The following is a 17,873-nucleotide window of genomic DNA, read 5'->3' on the forward strand; positions in this document are numbered from 1 at the left end:
CAAACCTAAAGACAAGGCCAAGGTCGAGGTCGCCGTGCAAATCGTGGAGCGCTGGATTCTGGCGAGGTTGCGCAATCGAGTCTTCCTATCCTTGAACGAGGCCAACCGTGCCATCGCCGCCTTGGTGACTGACCTCAACACCCGACCGTTCAAAAAGTTGCCCGGCAACAGGAGAGAGGCTTTCGAAACGCTGGACAAGCCGGCACTCCTGCCGCTGCCGTGCGCCCCTTACGTCTTTGCCGAGTGGAAGCAGGCCACCGTCAACATCGACTACCATGTCGAAGTAGACGGGCATTATTACTCCGTGCCGTGCAGCCTCATCAAAAAACGTATCGACGTCCGGATCACAGCCACCACCGTTGAATGTTTCCACAAGGGCCAACGTGTGGCTGCTCATCCCCGGTCCATGCAGAAGGGACGGCATACGACCGTCATGGAGCACATGCCCAAAAGTCACCAAGAGTACGCGGGCTGGACCCCGGAGCGCCTCGCACAATGGGCGCTAACGCTCGGCCCTAATGTCTCTGCGTTGACGGAAGCCATCATGGGCTCACGCAAACACCCAGTACAGGGCTACAGATCCTGCCTGGGCGTCATCGGGCTGGCCAAGGAGCACGGTTCCGCACGCCTGGACGCGGCCTGTGAGCGGGCACTGCATCTGGGAGCCCTTTCCCAGAAAAGTCTCAAGTCCATCCTCAAGACCGGCCTGGACCGTCTGCCGTTGCCGGTCCACAACGCCGACCAGACTCCCATACCCCACGACAACGTGCGTGGTCCGGAATACTACCGCAAGGAGGCCTCATGCTGAGCCATCCAACCTCGCAGACTCTCAATGCCTTGGGCCTTGGCGGCATGGCCAAGGCTCTGGAGGAACAGCGGGCCATGCAGAGCATCGAAGAACTGTGCTTTGAAGAGCGCCTGGCGCTTCTCATCGACCGCGAAAAACTGCACCGCATGAACCGCCGTCTTACGACCCGGTTAAAGAAAGCAAAACTCAGGCACGCAGCCTGCTTCGAGGATATCGACCTTCACTCGCCAAGGGGGCTCGACAAGACCTTGGTCATGAGTCTGGGCTCCTGCTCCTGGGTCGGCAAAGGACACAACGTGCTCATCACCGGGGCGACGGGCGTAGGGAAGAGCTTCCTGGCCTGCGCCCTGGCTCACAAGGCCTGTCTGGAAGGCTTCGACGCCTTGTACATGCGCTTGCCTCGACTCATGGAGGATCTACTGATCGCCAAAGCCGACGGTCGGTACGGAAAGCTCATGCGGTCCTTTGCCAAAACGCCTTTGCTCGTGCTCGACGACTGGGGCTTGACCCCGATGACCCCGGCCACATGCAGGGAGCTGCTTGAACTGTTCGAAGACCGCCACGGCAGGCACTCGACCATCGTCACCAGCCAACTGCCAGTGGCAGCCTGGCACGAGTACCTCGCTGATGCGACCGTGGCTGACGCTATCCTCGACCGCCTTGTACACAACGCCTACCAGCTCAACCTCAAAGGAGAATCCATGCGGAAGATGAAATCCATCATTGACCCCAACTGACCAGTTCCCATAGCGTCCCAAAACCAGCGTCGCTTCGCTCCGATTTCCTGGTCAGTTTCAGCCGGAACAGGTGGGCAGTTTGCAGTGGAATCACTGGTCAGTTTGTCCGGAATGCGCATCGTGGAGGGTGATTATGTTGACACCCTTATCAAGAATAGCTGAGAACTGCCTGAAGGCGCGGTAAGCGGATTGCCTGGACAGGCGGTCCAAGCTCTCAACCAGCAGGTATGAACCCGGCTTCACTCTGTCTTGGTCTACGGCGTCAAGGAATGAGCCCAAAGCCCCGTCCTCTATGTTGCGTCCACGGAAGGCAGATACCCCAAGATCATGGAAAGTAAGTGACTCATCAAGTTCAAGCCCGTTCTCATCAGCATATCGGCGGCTGGCCTCTGCCTGCCTCCGGAAGCTGTCGCCCTTCATCTGGTCCGGAGTTGAAAAGCGGACGTAGCTGTAAGCCCTGGCCTTGGGTGTTCCCGTGGTTTGGTTCATCATCTTGTGATCTTTCTCCTTCAAAAAAACAGACAGTAAGTAGGCTGTCATCTTGTCAGAAAAAGTTGGGGTATTCAAGACACAACATGCTTTTCATAGGCCCTCCGGGCAGCGGCAAGACCATGCTCTCAAGCCGCATCCCGACCGTCCTGCCGCCGCTCGGTTTCGACGAGGCCCTGGAAGTCACCAAGGTCTATTCCGTGGCCGGGAAGCTGCCACCGGATCAGCCGTTGGTGGTGACCCGCCCTTTCAGGTCGCCGCATCACACCATTTCCGACGCGGGGCTTATCGGCGGCGGACAATATCCTCGTCCCGGAGAGCTGTCCCTGGCCCATCGGGGCGTGCTGTTTCTGGACGAACTCCCGGAGTTCAAGAAGCACGTCCTCGAAGTGCTGCGCCAGCCCCTGGAAGAGGGCCGCGTGACCATCTCACGCGCCGCCGTGTCGCTTGAATACCCCGGCGACGTCATGCTCGTGGCGGCCATGAACCCTTGCCCGTGCGGCTATCTGGGCGATGAGAAGCACCACTGTTCCTGCACGCCCATACAGATCCAGCGCTACCGTTCCCGCCTCTCTGGTCCGCTTTTGGATCGCATCGATCTGCACGTCGAGGTCCCGGCCGTTCCATACCGTGACCTGAAGCAGGAACAGGGCAGCATCAGCTCCGCCGTCATGCAGGAGCGCATCAACGCCGCCCGGCAGGTGCAGCAGGAGCGCTACGCGGGTCTGCATTTCTCCTCGAATTCGGAACTCACGGGCAAATGGCTGGAGCGGTTTTGCCCTCTGACCGAAAACGAACATGACTTTCTGGAAGGCGCGGTGCAGCGTCTTGGCATGTCGGCGCGGGCCTTTGTGCGCGTGCTGCGCATTTCCCGCACCATTGCCGATCTGGCCGGAGACCGGGATCTTTCGATCATACATCTGGCCGAAGCCATCAATTACAGGGGCCTTGATCGCCAGAGCCGGGAGTGAGGCCTTGTCCTGGCCGGGCGGGTTGTCAGCGTGCGGGCCATTGGTGTAGGCTTTGCACATGAATTTTATTGAAGGAGTCGAACATGAGCTCTGTATTTGACGATCGTGCCTATCGCGGCACCCTGACCCGCCGGGATTTCATCAAACTTGCCGCCCTGGCCACCATGTCCACGGCCGTGGCGGGCTGCGCGGCCAATCCCGTGACCGGCCAAAGCCAGCTCATGCTCATGGGGGAAGGCGAGGAAGTCCAGATCGACAGGGTCAACGCGCCTCATCAGTTTTCAGCCGATTACGGCATAAGTCAGGACGCGGCCCTGGTCGGCTACGTCAGCGGCGTGGGCGCCCGTCTGGCCAGGGTCACGCATCGCGCGCACATGCCTTACAAGTTCAATGTAGTGAACGCGACCTATGTCAACGCCTACGCCTTTCCCGGAGGGAGCATCGCCATTACGCGCGGCATCCTGGCCGAGCTGGACAGCGAGGCGGAGCTGGCCGGCCTGATCGGCCATGAGCTCGGGCACGTCAACGCCAGACACACGGCGGCGCGCATGTCCAAGAGCAAGATTCTTGGCGCGCTGGTCGGCGGCGCTTCGCTCATCGCGGGTTCGGCCAGCCAGAGTCTTGGCAACCTGGCCGGGACCGTGGGCGGGCTCGGCGCAAGTCTTTTCCTGGCCAAGTACAGCCGCGAGGATGAGCGTCAGGCCGATGATCTGGGCATGGAGTACATGGTCGGGGCCGGATATTCCCCCCAAGGCATGGTCGGGCTTATGGATGTGCTGCGTTCCATGGGCAGGAGCCAGCCCAGTGCCATCGAAGCCATGTTCTCCTCTCATCCCATGAGCACCGAGCGCTACGACACCGCCGTGGCCCGTTCGCACACCCGTTTCGGGGGCAGCCAGAATCTTCCGGTTTACAGGGAACGCTACATGGATTCCACGGCCCGGTTGCGCAAGCTCGCGCCCATGTTCAAGCGTTTTCAGGAAGGGGACAAGGCCATGGGCGCCAGGGAATACGCGGTCGCCCAAGGGCTGTACGCCGAAGGTCTCAAGTTTTCTCCAGATGACTATGCAGGGCTGGTCATGATGTCCAAGTGCCTGATTGCCCAGAAAAAGGCAAAAGCGGCGGCGGATTACGCTGCCAGGGCGAGACGGGTCTATCCCACCGAAGCCCAGGCCCATCACATGCACGGCGTGGCCTCCATCCTGAACAAGGATTACGCAAGCGCCCTGGCGGATTTTTCATCCTATGAGCGGGTTTTGCCCGGCAATCCGACGACGGTCTTCATGAAGGGTTTTTCCTATGAGGGCATGAAGAACAAACAAGATGCGGCCCGGGAATACCACCGCTACCTCAAGGTCGTGACCCAGGGCGAAATGGCCCAGCATGCCTATTCCAGGCTCAAGACCTGGGGATACCTGTAAACCTGACGGCAGACTGCACAGGAGGCCACTTGGGAACGGGTGGCCTCTTTGTTTGAGGAATCTATGAAATTGAAGATATTGGTTTTGACGCTTCTGCTTGCGAGCCTTTTATGTTCTGGCACCTCCGGCCGGGCCGAAGAGGAGCCGCCGGTTTCCGAAAGCGTAACGGTGCTCTCTTCCTTTTTTCAAACCAAGGCCAAGGAAATAGATGGCCTGCAACGGGAAGTGGACCTGTTGCAGCAGGAGCTGGACAGGCAGGAGGCAGGATTCAAGACCGCCCTCGAAACAGCCCGGACGCGTTTGCAGACCATTGAAGTTATGGCGCGCATGGTCAAGACGAATCCTTACGACATGCGCGTGGCCCTGGCCGAGGCCACGTATCTGCAATTGACCCTGGCCAAGGAATCGCAGCCGCTTGAGGCTTTGGTCAGGGAGGTTCGGACCAAGGCGATCACTGTCGACACCCTGCAGGAGGATCTGGATCGCAAATGGGCGACCGGCCTCGACAAGGCCGTGCGCGATGATGTGCAGGCCATGCGCCGGAATGTCACTGCCGTGGATCGAAAAGTGACGGACTTGCAGGACCGGGTGGAGAAATTGCAGACCCAGATGGCTGAAATTCAGACCCGAGCCGCTGAATGGGTAAGTAACTTTCAGACCCAGCTTCCTCTCATCTGGAGGGCTGAATTTCTGGATGCCAAGGAATTCCGTCTGTTGCCGGCAACAGGAGTGGACGTCCGCAAGGATCTCGTGGACTGGTTTTCGAACCTCAAGATCTTGTTCATCAGCCAATATTCCACCGTGGCGCAGGAGCGTGGGGATTGGATCGGAATGCTTGTGCTGTTCTGGCTGCCCTTCGTCTTTGTCGGTTTTGCCGCCTACAGATTTCTGGAACGGGTGTTTCAGAATGCCTACGCCGGCGGACGTTTGACTTCGGCTTTCGGCATTCTCTGCCTGTCTCTGGCGCTTTCGCTGCTTGCAGCGTTCCTGGCCGGGCAGGTCAAGCAGACATCCCTGCTTCTGGCCGCCACGCATGTGCTCATGCTGATGGGTGTGCAGGCCCTGGCCTGGGTTTTTCGCAACGTGCGCGGAAGGTTGGAAAAGAAGAGCTTGCAGCCGTTGCTGCCGCTGGTCTTTCTGTCCATCAGCGTGGCGGTGCTGGATCTGTTGCGCCTGCCGCAATGGATGGAGCACCTCGCCTGGGTCGGTCTTGTGGTTTTGAGCAGTCTTTTCTTTGGCATGATTCAGCCCTCGCTACGCTACGAGCGTCTCATCCGCAGGGTGCATCCCTACGCAATGGCGATTCTGGTGGCCATGGCCGTGCTCGGTTGGGGCAATCTGGCCGTGTTGGCCAGCACGTTGTGGGGCGTTCTGGCCTTGGCCGTGCAACTGGGGATCGGAGCGTCGAGCGTGGTGCGGGTGGTGTTCGAAAAACTCGACAAGGGCGGCTTCAGGGCCCTGGTGGCGGATTTGGCCGTGACCTTCCTGACGCTGCTGGTCTGGCTGGTCGTGGTGCTCGGTATCATGGCCTGGGTCTCGATCAATCTTGGCACCAACGTTGTTTATGAAAAACTGTCGACACTGGAATTGAACTGGGGGGATTTCTCCTTCAATTTCCTGCGCCTTGGCGTTGTCCTCCTGCTTTTTCAGGTGGTTCGCTCTCTGGCCCTGGCCTGGAAAACGGTCCTGGACAGCGAGAATCTGCGCTGGAAAAACATCGATCACGGCGCGGCTGCGTCGCTCCAGCGTATAGGCATCTATTGTCTGTGGTTGCTCTTCGGTCTGGTCAGCGTCAACCTGCTCGGCATCAGCCTGACCAACTTCGCGGTCATCGCCGGTGGTCTTTCGGTGGGCATCGGTTTCGGCATGCAGACCATCATCAGCAACTTCATAAGCGGTCTCATTCTCCTCTTTGACCGCGCCATTCAGCCCGGCGACATCATCGAGGTCAACGGGATCTGGGCCAAGGTCATGAGCGTCAACATCCGCAACACCGAGGTCCAGACCTTCGACAATGCCAAGATCTTTCTGCCCAATTCCACCCTCATCGCCAACCAGGTCACCAACTGGACGCATCGCAACGACGTGAGCATCAGGCGGGACGTGCTTGTGGGCGTGGCCTACGGATCCGATGTGCAGCAGGTCAAGAAGATCCTGCTGGAGATTGCCCGAGAACACCCGGCTGTCCTTTCAAGCCCCGAGCCGTGGGTCATTTTCAACGACTTCGGAGCCAGTTCCCTGGATTTCATCCTGCGCTTCTGGGTGCGGCACGTTGATTTTGCTCTTTCCTCGTGCTCGGAGATTCGCGAGACCATCGAAGCCAAGTTTCGTGAACACGGAGTGGAGATTCCCTTCCCGCAGATGGATGTGCACATGCGTCCCGGTGACGGGACCATCGAGGTCAAATCCAAGGCTTGAGTTCCAGACAATCCAAAATCAAGGGCCGTTCTTCCTGCGAAGAGCGGCCCTTTTTTACGTTTTTATTCCAGCGTGTGACGTTTGCTGTTCATAATCACGCCTGAGCGTAAAAGAACATGTTCAGAACATGCCCGCGCAATCAGGGACAATTTTTGAACACGATACGAACAGGCTTGGTGACAGGAAAAAGGCTGGCCGAAAGCAGCTTGTAGGTTTGTTTGTAATTGAATTAACATTATGAAATTAAACAGAAAGTTAAGGTAAGGGCGCGGTTTTTCCGTCCGTCGGATCTGCGCAGGTGTTCATAAAAGAAGCCCACTACCGGTGTCACTAGAAGTTTCAAAGTTACGAACAGCAAGGGAACAGCTTGCAGCACAATGAGAGTCCGGGTGAGGATTCGCGTTGGGGTTGTTGTTTGCAATGTTTGTAATATATCTAATATCCTGAAATAATGGTATTAAATATATACAATCCAGAAAAGGTGGCAGTTGGATGGCAACGGTCTGCTTTGAGAGGGGTGATGAGCGGGACGGGTAGTCAGTTTGTTCGTATTATAGGTAACAATCTAAAATAATGAGCATATTTTACGAACATTCACGTCATTTCCGCCACGTGAAGGTGAATCTGCAGCAGGGTCGGCCTTGCATTATGGTTTCGGAGCGCTGCATGCTCAGGCAAGGGCTATAGCCCTGGGCGAAAGGCTCGTCCCGGGCGCAGGACAGCATGAAACCCAGTTCAGGCTCAAGGCGCATTTGCTCATAGACGCGGGCGTAGGCGCAGCCCGTGACGACAAAAGCGAGAGTGTCGTCGCTGAGTTTCACATCTTCAATGACAAGAGCGTTGTCCTCCTGCCATCGTTCGAGAACGGTTGCGAAGTGTTCAAGGTTTGGCCCTTCGGGAGCCTGACGGGCAAATGCCTGTCCTGCGGCCATGGCGTCGGTCTGGATGGCTTCGGCCAGAATTTTTTCGGCCAGCGAGGGGTCGAGATGCGCTTTCAGGGACGTGAAGATTCGGGCGGCAAGCCCGGCCTGGGCCGTGCGGGTGGCGATCATGCTCATGGGGCCTCTTTGCTTTCAGTAGAGTCTTGAGGTACTGGGCGGGGCATGCCTGCAATGGATGTTCCCGCGTATTTTCGGGAAAGCGATTTCCCCGCCCAATCCCCGGTTTTGGCGGACTTGGATAGCCCCGAGCTGGACGAGTCCGGTCGCGGGGCCCTGCTTTGCCGCACCTGCGGCCAGCCCGTGACCCGGATTCGGGACCGGATTTCAGTGGGTGGCAAGCATGTGCATGCCTTGTTCAATCCTGCCGGCATCCTCTTCGAAGTCGGCTGCTTCGCCGTTGCGCCGGGATGCCGCTTTGAAGGTGAGTTCACGCATGATTTCAGCTGGTTCCCGGGTTATGCGTGGCGTTATGCCATGTGCCGTCGGTGCGCCGTCCATCTCGGCTGGGAATATCGCGGCGCGGGGGACGGGTTTACGGGCCTGATCATGGCCTTCTTGCGCGAGTCCGGTTCATGACTTGTCTTTGTCCTTGGGCTGCCAACTGCAGCTCTTTGATGCCGGTCCTCAGCCGTGAATGCCGATTTTGGGGAATACGACCTTGACCAAGACCACCCATATGCCCACCAAGAGCAGCAGGTACAATATGCTTTCCATGTCATCCTCCTTGAGGTTGCACTTCGAACCTCTTTCATGCGCACGCCTGGGGGCGGCGTCAACTCATGTGACACAATTCTCGGCATGAGCAAGGCAAATTCATTTCATGTTTCGGATGCGCCCGGGCTGGTCGATGCCCACTGCCACCTGCAGGACGGCTTTTTGCGTCACGCCCTGGAACCGGCCCTGATCCGGGCCCGAGCAGCCGGGGTGCGCATGATGTGCTGCAACGGCACCCACGAGGGGGATTGGGATTATGTGCTGGGGCTTGGCCGCAGCCATGCGGATATCTGCGTATCTTTGGGCCTTCACCCCTGGTACGTGGCCGAGCGCGGATCGGGCTGGCTTGCGCGGCTTGAAGGTCTGGTAGCGGACAACCCTGTCGGCGTCGGCGAAATCGGGCTGGACAACGCCCTGGAGGAACGCAATGACGCCGAACAGGAAGAAGTGTTTCTGGCCCAGATGGAACTGGCGGCGCGGTACGGAAGGCCCGTGACGGTGCATTGCCGCAAGGCTTTTGGCCGGTTGGCGGATCTGGTCGGAGAGATGCGGAGGCGCCCGCCATTCATGATGCTGCACGCTTATGCCGGGTCGCATGAGATGGTTCCGGTTTTTGAAAAACTGGGTTTTCACATCTCCATTTGCGCTTCCATAACGAGGACGGCCAATCGCAAGGCGCGTACCGCCTGTGTAAGGGTTTCACCAGAGCGCTTACTGGTGGAGTCCGACAGCCCGGCCATCGCTCCGGTCGGAGTTGATTTTGAGCGCAACGAACCGGCTTACCTGCCCATGGTGATTGAGGTTCTGGCGGAGTTACGGGGGGAGAGACCGGAGGAGGTGGCGGCACGGACGGCTGCCAATGCGCGGGAGTTTTTTCGGTGCTGCGAAAGTGATGGCGCGGTGAAGTAATGAAATGTTGGGGCAGGCCTGCGTGCCTGCCCTTCTTCGCCCCATGCCGCCCAATATCCGGGTACCGCGCAGGGCGGCGATCCATCTTAAACTGATATTTTTGAACACGAAGAGAGACGATGCAATCCGTTATGGAGGATGAACAATGATGCGATTCGCCCGGACCATGCAGCTCATTGGCGAGGATGGCCTGGCCCGCCTGCAGGGGGGGACGGTGGCCGTGTTCGGGCTGGGGGCCGTGGGGTCCTATGTGGTGGAGGCTCTGGCTCGGGCCGGGGTGGGGAGCCTCGTTCTCTTTGACCACGATACCGTAGGGCTCTCCAACATCAATCGGCAACTCTTCGCCCTGCACTCGACCGTGGGCAGACACAAGGCGGATGTGGCTCGGGAGCGGGTGCTGGACATCAACCCGGACTGTCGTGTCGAGGCTAGGGTCCAGTTCGTGGACGGCGACAACGTGGCCGGGCTCATGGAGCCGCGCTTCGACGTGGTGGTGGACGCCATCGACGGCGTCAACTCCAAGGTCAACCTCATCGTGGCGGCGCGCGAGGCGGGCCTGCCCGTTGTGGTCAGCATGGGCGCGGCGGCCAAGCTGGATCCCTCCAAGATCCTGGCTGCGGATATTTCAAAATCCTTCATGTGCCCCCTGGCCCAGATAATCCGCAAGCGCCTGCGCCGTCGGGGCGTGACCACGGGCGTGCGCTGCGTGTTCTCCACCGAGGCTGCGCTGAACAAGAACGCTCCGATTATCGACGAGGGGCTTGAACAGGGCGTCAGCGGCCGTCCGCGTGCGCCCATCGGGTCCATTTCGTACCTGACGGGCATGTTCGGGCTCTACGTGGCCAGTGAGGTCGTGCGCGTATTGCTTGGCGGATTCGAACCCGGCAAGGACGCTGAAAACACGAAGGGGGAAGAATGAGGATTCGTCTGGCTCTGCTGTGCATGATGGTGTTGCTCTTTTCCTGTTCCTCCAACCAGGATTGGCGCACGGCCAGCCGCGAACCTGCCGGGATCGCCCCCGACCCGGCCCAAACCCCCGAGGCCGTGCTGCATGTCTACGGAGCCGACGCCTGGGGCTGGCGGGGCTGGTTCGCCATCCATACCTGGGTCGCGGCCAAACGCACCGGGGAAGATTCCTACACGGTCTACGACGTAGTCGGCTGGAGGGCGCACAGGGGCAACCCGGTCGTGGGCATTGCCAAGGACGCTCCCGACCGCCACTGGTACGGAGCCCCGCCCCGTCTGCTCGTGGAACACAGGGGGCCAGGTGTGGACGAGATGATCGAGGCCGTGGACCGCGCCGCCAGAAATTATCCGTGGCCTACGGAATACAAGGCCTTCCCCGGCCCCAACAGCAACACCTTCGTGGCCTGGATCGGCAGACAAGTCCCGGAACTGGGCCTGGACCTGCCTTTTTCCGCCATAGGCAGTGGGTACGCTGCTTCCAGGTGATCATTGGCTGGCGGGTGGCCGTATCAAGGATAGTTCTTCAAACTGCTCTTCTTTGCACCGAAACTGCTTCAACTCGGCAGGCTCAGGGGAAAAAAAAGACCCCGCGATCAAAAGATGCGCGGGGTCGGTTCATGCCTGCAGCGGTTTTCAGCCCTTGAGCTTCAAGCCGATTTCGGCCAGGTGCCTGGCCTGGAAGCGTACTCCCTCAAGCTCGTTCTCCGAGGGCTGACGGGAGCCGTCGCCACCGGCGATGGTGCTGGCTCCGTAGGGTGAGCCGCCGGTGATCTCGTCAATGCGCATCTGACCCTGGAATGCATAGGGCAGACCGACCACCACCATGCCCTGATGCAGCAGATAGGTGTGAAAGGACAGGATCGTCGATTCCTGCCCGCCGTGCTGGGTCGCGCTGGACGCGAACACTCCGCCGGGCTTGCCGACCAGGGCACCCTTCATCCACAGCCCCCCGGTCGAGTCCAAAAATTGCCTCATCTGGGCGGTCATGTTGCCAAAGCGTGTCGGGGTGCCGAACAGCACTGCATCGGCTTCCGCCAATTCCTCGACCGTGACCACCGGCACATCGGCCTGTGCCTTGGCCGCTTCCAGCGCCCCCATTTTGGCCAGGATGTCATCGCTCAACGTTTCGCTCACGCGGCGCAGGGTCACCTCTACTCCCGGAATTTCAAGGGCCGCAGCAGCGGCTGCTTCTGCCATGGTGCGGATATGACCGTAGGCCGAATAATAAATTATCAGCATTTTCATGATTACTCTCCATATGTTGTGACTAGGACTCAGTCACAATGTTGATGGTTTTGATAGGCATTACTATTGGCGAATTTATTGATACGAGTCAAGGGTACCGGCCGAAATGATACGAAAAGCCCTGCGCTTTTCGAGCCTTGATACGGGATTTTATGGCGCAAGGATACGAAAAATGAGGGCTGGAGGCAAAGAATGGGAGATTCGAGGCGGAAAATGTCGAAACGGTCAGATTTCGGCCAGCGTTCGCTCCCAAATCTTCTGTTGCGCCCGGGTCTGGGGCCAGGTCAGATTGTCCTCGAAGCCGTGGGGCCTGTCGGGGCGGACTGAAATGATGCGTTCCGCGCCGTGGCGCTCGATGGAAACTTCCACGGCATCACCGTGCATTCTGGCCTTGGGGGAAAAGGATGCCAGGCAGGCCGCCGCTTCGGCCAGGATCTCATCGGTCCAGTTCAGTCCGGGAATCGGGACGCCGACGGCGCTGGGCCCGGGGAAGCTTTTGAGTTCGAAGACGTACTGCTCGGGGCTGACCAGCTTCAGGAGTTTCTGGTTATCCCTGTAGTCCCGGCCCATGACCATCCAGTGGCCGGTGACCGTGTCGGCTTCCCTGCGCCAGAGTTGGCGTCCGACGTTGGCCAGATCGAAATACGGGGCGAGGGGTTTTGGGAATGTGCGCAGGATGGGCCAGTAGCGCCGGGCCGATTCCCGCTCTCCGAGGCGGCATCCACCTGCCTGGGTCGGAATCTTGGTCACGCCCAGTTCCTTGGCCAGGGCGTATTGTCCTTTGCGCCCGCGGCCGACCAGAGAGCGCAGCTTGGCGCGATCGATCAGCCCTGATTCCTCCATAGGCGTGACGGGAAGCAGGCCGGCGCTCAAGGGGCGCAGCAGCACTTCGCGGACATCGGCGTCGTTGCGGATGATGTTCAGGGTGTCGGCGCGTTGCGACATGGGGCGCTGTCCGAGAACCTCGCCGGAGATTATGTATGATGCCTCGTAGACCGGCAGCAGCTTTTTGGCCCGGCGTAGCATCAGGATCTTGCAGTCCACACAGGGGTTCAGGACCTTGCCGAAGCCGTGGGGGGGGAACGCGGCCATGAGGTCCACGAACTCCTGACCCACGTCGATGGTCGTGATGGGGATGCCGTATTCCCGTTCCCATTCGGGCACCTGCTCCGGCTTGCCGAAAAAAGGGCTGACGAAATGCAGCCCCAGAACCTTGTGTCCGAGGCTTTGCATCAGCTTGCTGGCCAGGATGCTGTCCAGGCCGCCGGAGAAAAGGGAGAGCGCGTCAAAGGTGTTCATGACCCGTGCTGCTAGCCAAAGCCCGGGGGCGGCGCAAGGATGAAAATACATACGTGCCCCCCATTTTCACGCACTGCGCGGGAATTGTACGAATTTCCCGGCGACCTGAATAATTGTCTTCCAAAACCATATTTGCTACGAATCACTGCTTGTCCGTTTTTCGGAAACCCCAACTTTCATGGAGCTGCTCATGGCCCGACCAAAAAACGTTTCTCCCGAAGATGCCCGCCGCGAAGCGCTGGAAACCGCGCTGGCAACAATCGAGCGCCGCTACGGCCTGGGCTCGGTCATGCGTCTTTCCGATACATCCCATCAGGTGGTCCCGGTCATTCCCACGGGCTCCATCGGTCTTGATCTGGCGCTGGGCGTGGGCGGCATTCCGCGCGGCAGGGTTACCGAAATTTTCGGGCCTGAATCCTCCGGTAAAACCACCCAGGCCCTGCACATCATCGCCGAAGCCCAGAAGCGCGGCGGCGTGGCGGCCTTCATCGACGCCGAGCACGCCCTGGATATCAATTACGCCCGCAGGCTCGGGGTCAAGACCGAGGATCTGCTCATTTCACAGCCCGACTACGGCGAGCAGGCCCTGGAGATCGCGGACATGCTGGTCCGCTCCAGCGCCGTGGACGTGGTCGTGGTCGACTCCGTGGCCGCCCTCATCCCCCAGGCCGAACTGGAAGGGAGCATGGGCGAGACCCAGGTCGGCGGGCAGGCCCGGCTCATGTCTCATGCCATGCGCAAGCTGACCGGCACGATCCACAAGTCGCGCACATCCATCATCTTCATCAATCAGCTGCGCATGAAGATCGGCATGACCGGTTACGGCAGCCCCGAGACCACCACAGGCGGCAACGCGCTGAAGTTCTACGCTTCCGTGCGTCTGGACCTGCGCCGCATCCAGACCCTCAAGGACAAGGAAGAGTCCTACGGCAACCGGGTGCGGGTCAAGGTCGTCAAGAACAAGATGGCTCCGCCCTTCCGCGAAGCCGAGTACGACGTGCTTTTCGGCACCGGCATCTCGCGTGTCGGAGAACTGCTCGACCTTGGCGTCGAGCAGGGCATCGTCGACAAGAGCGGCGCCTGGTACGCCTTTGGTTCGGAACGGCTGGGCCAGGGCAAGGAGAATGTCCGCGCCTTTTTGCAGGACAACGACGATTTGCGCATGCAGATCGAACGCGCCCTGCTCGAACACCTGGGCATGCCCGTTCCGGAGCAGGAAGCGCCGGTTGAGCTTGCGCCCGTCGAATAGCTCTTTTCGGCTGAATTTTTCGTTGAACGTAAAGTGAAAAGCATGGATTTCCGCCTTCGCGGGGATGACGACAAACTGCCGCGTCAGGGATGCGTCATTTCCGTCAAGGCTTGAGTCTGTGCCTTTTTTTATAAATATCTAGGCCCTGCAAGGAACAGGCAGGGTGAAACGAGGTGGATAAAGTGATCAGTGCCGGCGAAATTCGCAAACGGTTTTTGGAATATTTCCGGGAGCACGGACACAGCGTGCAGCCCAGCTCATCCCTGGTGCCCCAGGACGACCCGACCCTTCTGTTCACCAACGCGGGCATGGTCCAATTCAAGAAAATCTTCCTGGGCCAGGAAAAGCGCGACTACACAAGGGCGGCCACATCCCAGAAATGTCTGCGTGTCGGCGGCAAGCACAACGATCTTGAAAACGTGGGACGCACTGCGCGCCACCACACCTTTTTCGAGATGCTCGGCAATTTTTCCTTTGGCGATTATTTCAAGGAAGACGCCATCCGTCTGGCCTGGAATTTCGTGACCGTGGAGCTGGGCCTCGATAAGGAAAAGCTCTTTGTGTCCATCTTCCGCGATGACGACGAAGCAGGAGAGCTGTGGCGCAAGGTGGCCGGCGTGCCTGCGGAGCGCATCTTCCGCCTGGGCGAGAAGGACAATTTCTGGGCCATGGGCGACACCGGCCCCTGCGGCCCGTGTTCCGAAATCTATGTGGACCAGGGTGCGGACATGGCCTGCGGCCCGGACTGCGGCATCGGCAAGTGCGACTGCGACAGGTACCTTGAAATCTGGAACCTGGTCTTCATGCAGTTCAATCGTTCCGAGGACGGAACTCTGACCCCCCTTCCCAAGCCCAGCATCGACACGGGCATGGGTCTTGAGCGCATCACGGCCGTTTGTCAGGGCAAGCGCTCCAACTTCGACACCGACCTTTTCCAGGGCCTCATCCAGACCATGGCCAAAAAGGCAGGCGTGGCCTACCATCAGGGCGAGGACTCGGACACGGCGCTGCGCGTCATCGCCGACCACAGCCGTTCCATCGCCTTTCTGCTGGCCGACGGCATGCTGCCATCCAATGAAGGGCGCGGCTACGTGCTGCGCCGTCTGATCCGTCGCGCCTATCGTTTTGGCAAGCTGCTTGGTTTTGACGAGCCCTTTCTGTGCGACACCGCTGATCAGGTCGTGAGCGAGATGGGCGGCACTTTTCCGGAGCTCGTCGCCAGCAGGGAGTTCATGGTCCGCGTCGTGCGCCAGGAAGAAGAGCGTTTCGGCGAAACCCTGGACAAGGGCCTGCGCATTCTGGAGGACGAGATGGCCGGCCTCAAGGCTGACGGCCTTTCGACCATCAGCGGCGAGACGGCTTTCAAGCTCTATGACACCTACGGTTTCCCGCTCGATATCGTCAACGATATCGCTGAAAAGCAGGGTTTCAGCGTGGATGAAGCCGGTTTTCGCGAGCACATGGCCGTGCAGAAAAAGAAATCCAAGCAGGCTTGGGCGGGTTCCGGCGACAAGGGATTGGCCGGACAGTTCGCATCCCTCACGGGAGCGGGGCTGGAGTCGGAATTCATCGGCTACGACTGCCTGGCCGCGACCAGCCGCATTGTCGCATTGCTTGACGCCGAGGGGCAGCCGGTCGAGCGTTTGAATTCAGGCACGGGCTTCATGGTCACCTTGAAGACTCCTTTCTACGGCGAGTCGGGCGGACAGATGGGAGACACCGGCCGCGTGCAGGCGCCCACGGGCAGTGCCAGGGTCCTGGACACCCTGAAGCCCGCTGCCGGACTCATCGTGCACAAGATCGAAGTCGGAGGCGGAGAGATTCTGGCCGACCAGGAAGTGGAACTTTTTGTCGAGGAGGGCGAGCGTATCGCCACGGCGCGCAACCACTCCGCCACTCACCTGCTGCACGCGGCCCTGCGCCGGGTGCTGGGCGAACATGTCAAGCAGGCCGGGTCCCTGGTCGGGCCTTCACGGCTTCGCTTCGACTTTACGCACATAAGCGGCCTTTCTGCGGAAGAACTGCAAAAGGTCGAGGACGAGGTCAACCGGGCCATCCTGGCCGATGCGCCCATCGTCACCCAGGTCATGTCCTATGATGCGGCCGTGCAGCAGAAGCAGGCCATGGCCCTTTTCGGGGAAAAATACGAGGCCGACGTGCGCGTGGTCGAGATGGCGGGCGAATCCGTTGAACTCTGCGGCGGAACCCATTTGTCCTCCACGGGGCAGGCCGGAACGTTCGTCATTCTTTCCGAGGCGGGCATCGCCGCGGGCGTGCGCCGCATCGAGGCCCTGACCGGCTGGGACGCCCTGCGTCACTGGCAGGCGCAGCGCGAGGAAGTGCGCTCGGCGGCAGCCGCGCTCAAGGCCGCGCCTCATGAGCTGGGCAAGAAGATCATCGCCCTGCAGGATCAGTCCAAGGCGCTGGCCCGCGAGCTGCAAACCCTGCAGGCCAAAGTCATGTCCGAGAGCGGCAAGGATCTGGCCTCGGAGGCCAAGGACATCGCCGGAATGAAGGTGCTGGCCAGAAAGATCGACGCACCGGACATGAACGCACTCAGGAATCTCATGGACGATCTGCGCTCCAAGCTCTCAAGCGGCATCATCGCCCTGGCCGCCGAGATCGACGGCAAGGCCATGCTCGTGCTCGCGGTCAGCAAGGATCTGCACGGGCGCTACACGGCCCCGGCGCTCATCAAGGAAGTCTCGGGGGAGATCAAGGGCGGCGGCGGCGGCCGGCCCGACCTGGCTCAGGCCGGAGGCTCGGAGCCAGAGGGCATAGACCGGGCGCTGGCGAAGCTGGAAGCCTTCCTCGCCAAGTAAAAGCAAGGAGCCGCCGAACATGGCGGCTCTTTTTTTTAGGCAAGCCCGGGGGCGCGAATTTGCCTCGCGGACGCATCGAAGCGCCCCGCGTGGCGGGATTTGTCAGTTTTTAGAATGCATTGCCGGGTGCGGTCCGAAGGACTACACCGTCACGCTGATCATGGAATTGACGGTGCGGGTCTGAAAGGCTTGTTGGCTGTAGGCTCCTGCGCGGAGGCGCTGCAGGTTCGCGTTTTGGGAATAGTCTCCGGCGGGTCTGTACGGGGAAACGTGCTGGGTCAGATACTGTAGTTCCAGTTCCTGCGCGAAATCCTTGAGGATTTTTGGCGCGGGTTCGTCCAGGGAGATGTTTTGGGTGCTCAGGCTTACGCCGAGCTTGCCGAGCTGCACGGCAACGGTGCGGGTGGATACCTTCGCCATGAGCATTTCCCGCGACTGCCCGCCATTCCACTTCGCGTCGGAGCCAAGGCTCTGACTGGAATATGAATTTAGGGGATCGACGGTCATGGGGAAGTCCTTCCTGCACGGGATTTTAGTACTGCTTACGATTGCCGGGGGATTTTGACAAGCACGAGAAAAATGCCGCCTTCCCGGCAACTTGCATGGCAAGCTGTGCGGCTTGAAGCATGCGGAGTCCGGGAGCGTACGCTACCTGGGGCAGATATCGCCGTCTTTGAGGACGTCATCAACGCGTCTTCGGGCAAAGGCGCATAAGCCCTTTGCCATGGGGCGTGGGTGCCACGGCCCCGGAAATCGCGCGAAGGCCGGGACTTCTCCAGCTTGTCACTTTCGTATTCTCCCGATACACAACCGGTTCCGGGTATTCGCTCGGAACCGGTTGCTTGCGCCTTTGCGCACCGTGAATCCGTTACCGTTTTTCCGTT

15 protein-coding genes and 1 pseudogene are annotated in these 17,873 nt (G+C 59.8%); 11 read left to right on the forward strand and 5 right to left on the reverse strand.

Annotation, left to right across the window (positions count from 1 at the left end):
- Both H4684_RS09665 and istB read left to right on the forward strand, forming a co-directional pair.
- Positions 1–808: transposase (locus H4684_RS09665; RefSeq protein ID WP_192623572.1), on the forward strand; the 808-nt coding region annotated here is incomplete at its 5' end.
- Positions 802–1,545 (forward strand): IS21-like element helper ATPase IstB, encoded by a 744-nt coding sequence (gene istB, locus H4684_RS09670; protein ID WP_192623573.1) that lies wholly within the window; start codon positions 802–804, stop codon positions 1,543–1,545. The genes H4684_RS09665 and istB, both read left to right, overlap by 7 nt.
- A gap of 90 nt (positions 1,546–1,635) precedes the next feature.
- Here istB and H4684_RS09675 read toward each other — a convergent pair whose 3' ends face one another.
- Positions 1,636–2,112, reverse strand: a complete 477-nt coding sequence (locus H4684_RS09675; protein ID WP_225940353.1) for a recombinase family protein — start codon at positions 2,110–2,112, stop codon at positions 1,636–1,638.
- A gap of 2 nt (positions 2,113–2,114) precedes the next feature.
- Between H4684_RS09675 and H4684_RS09680 the strand changes: the two are divergent.
- From H4684_RS09680 to H4684_RS09690, 3 genes and pseudogenes are all read left to right on the forward strand, one after another.
- Positions 2,115–3,005: pseudogene (locus H4684_RS09680) on the forward strand (YifB family Mg chelatase-like AAA ATPase); the annotation flags it as partial.
- 83 nt (positions 3,006–3,088) lie between these two features.
- Complete coding sequence (locus H4684_RS09685; protein WP_092189938.1) at positions 3,089–4,426, forward strand: M48 family metalloprotease; 1,338 nt, start codon at positions 3,089–3,091, stop codon at positions 4,424–4,426.
- A 63-nt stretch (positions 4,427–4,489) separates the two neighbouring features.
- On the forward strand, positions 4,490–6,844 hold the full coding sequence (locus H4684_RS09690; protein WP_192623574.1) for a mechanosensitive ion channel family protein: 2,355 nt from the start codon (positions 4,490–4,492) through the stop codon (positions 6,842–6,844).
- A gap of 599 nt (positions 6,845–7,443) precedes the next feature.
- Here H4684_RS09690 and H4684_RS09695 read toward each other — a convergent pair.
- Positions 7,444–7,902 carry an L-2-amino-thiazoline-4-carboxylic acid hydrolase gene (locus H4684_RS09695; protein WP_192623575.1) on the reverse strand — a complete coding sequence of 153 codons (459 nt, stop codon included), beginning with the start codon at positions 7,900–7,902 and terminating at the stop codon, positions 7,444–7,446.
- Positions 7,903–7,947: 45 nt separating this feature from the next.
- Between H4684_RS09695 and H4684_RS09700 the strand changes: the two genes are divergently transcribed.
- From H4684_RS09700 to H4684_RS09715, 4 genes are all read left to right on the forward strand, one after another.
- The gene (locus tag H4684_RS09700) at positions 7,948–8,361 is read left to right on the forward strand and encodes a cereblon family protein (protein WP_192623576.1); all 414 of its coding nucleotides are present in this window, start codon (positions 7,948–7,950) and stop codon (positions 8,359–8,361) included.
- Between the two features lie 222 nt (positions 8,362–8,583).
- Positions 8,584–9,408 carry a TatD family hydrolase gene (locus tag H4684_RS09705; RefSeq protein ID WP_192623577.1) on the forward strand — a complete coding sequence of 275 codons (825 nt, stop codon included), beginning with the start codon at positions 8,584–8,586 and terminating at the stop codon, positions 9,406–9,408.
- A 145-nt stretch (positions 9,409–9,553) separates the two neighbouring features.
- Positions 9,554–10,327: a tRNA threonylcarbamoyladenosine dehydratase gene (locus H4684_RS09710; RefSeq protein ID WP_192623578.1), complete on the forward strand. Its 774-nt coding sequence runs from the start codon at positions 9,554–9,556 to the stop codon at positions 10,325–10,327.
- The gene (locus tag H4684_RS09715) at positions 10,324–10,860 is read left to right on the forward strand and encodes a DUF3750 domain-containing protein (RefSeq protein ID WP_192623579.1); all 537 of its coding nucleotides are present in this window, start codon (positions 10,324–10,326) and stop codon (positions 10,858–10,860) included. The genes H4684_RS09710 and H4684_RS09715 overlap by 4 nt, the downstream gene beginning before the upstream one ends.
- Before the next feature lie 147 nt (positions 10,861–11,007).
- Here the strand turns inward: H4684_RS09715 and wrbA are convergent, their stop codons facing one another.
- Together wrbA and H4684_RS09725 are read right to left on the reverse strand one after the other, a co-directional pair.
- On the reverse strand, positions 11,008–11,619 hold the full coding sequence (gene wrbA / locus H4684_RS09720; RefSeq protein ID WP_192623580.1) for an NAD(P)H:quinone oxidoreductase: 612 nt from the start codon (positions 11,617–11,619) through the stop codon (positions 11,008–11,010).
- Positions 11,620–11,844: 225 nt separating this feature from the next.
- Positions 11,845–12,918 carry an adenine nucleotide alpha hydrolase family protein gene (locus H4684_RS09725; protein ID WP_192623581.1) on the reverse strand — a complete coding sequence of 358 codons (1,074 nt, stop codon included), beginning with the start codon at positions 12,916–12,918 and terminating at the stop codon, positions 11,845–11,847.
- A 190-nt stretch (positions 12,919–13,108) separates the two neighbouring features.
- On the opposite strand from H4684_RS09725, the gene recA reads away from it, so the two are divergent.
- Together recA and alaS are read left to right on the forward strand one after the other, a co-directional pair.
- Entirely contained in the window at positions 13,109–14,167 is a 1,059-nt protein-coding gene (recA, locus tag H4684_RS09730; RefSeq protein ID WP_092189956.1) for a recombinase RecA, read from the forward strand.
- A gap of 182 nt (positions 14,168–14,349) precedes the next feature.
- Positions 14,350–16,989: an alanine--tRNA ligase gene (gene alaS, locus H4684_RS09735; RefSeq protein ID WP_192623582.1), complete on the forward strand. Its 2,640-nt coding sequence runs from the start codon at positions 14,350–14,352 to the stop codon at positions 16,987–16,989.
- 141 nt (positions 16,990–17,130) lie between these two features.
- Here alaS and H4684_RS09740 read toward each other — a convergent pair whose 3' ends face one another.
- Complete coding sequence (locus tag H4684_RS09740; RefSeq protein WP_092189960.1) at positions 17,131–17,496, reverse strand: hypothetical protein; 366 nt, start codon at positions 17,494–17,496, stop codon at positions 17,131–17,133.
- Between the last annotated feature and the right edge of the window lie 377 nt (positions 17,497–17,873).

It is taken from the genome of Desulfomicrobium macestii, assembly GCF_014873765.1.
Classification (GTDB): Bacteria; Desulfobacterota; Desulfovibrionia; order Desulfovibrionales; family Desulfomicrobiaceae; genus Desulfomicrobium; species Desulfomicrobium macestii.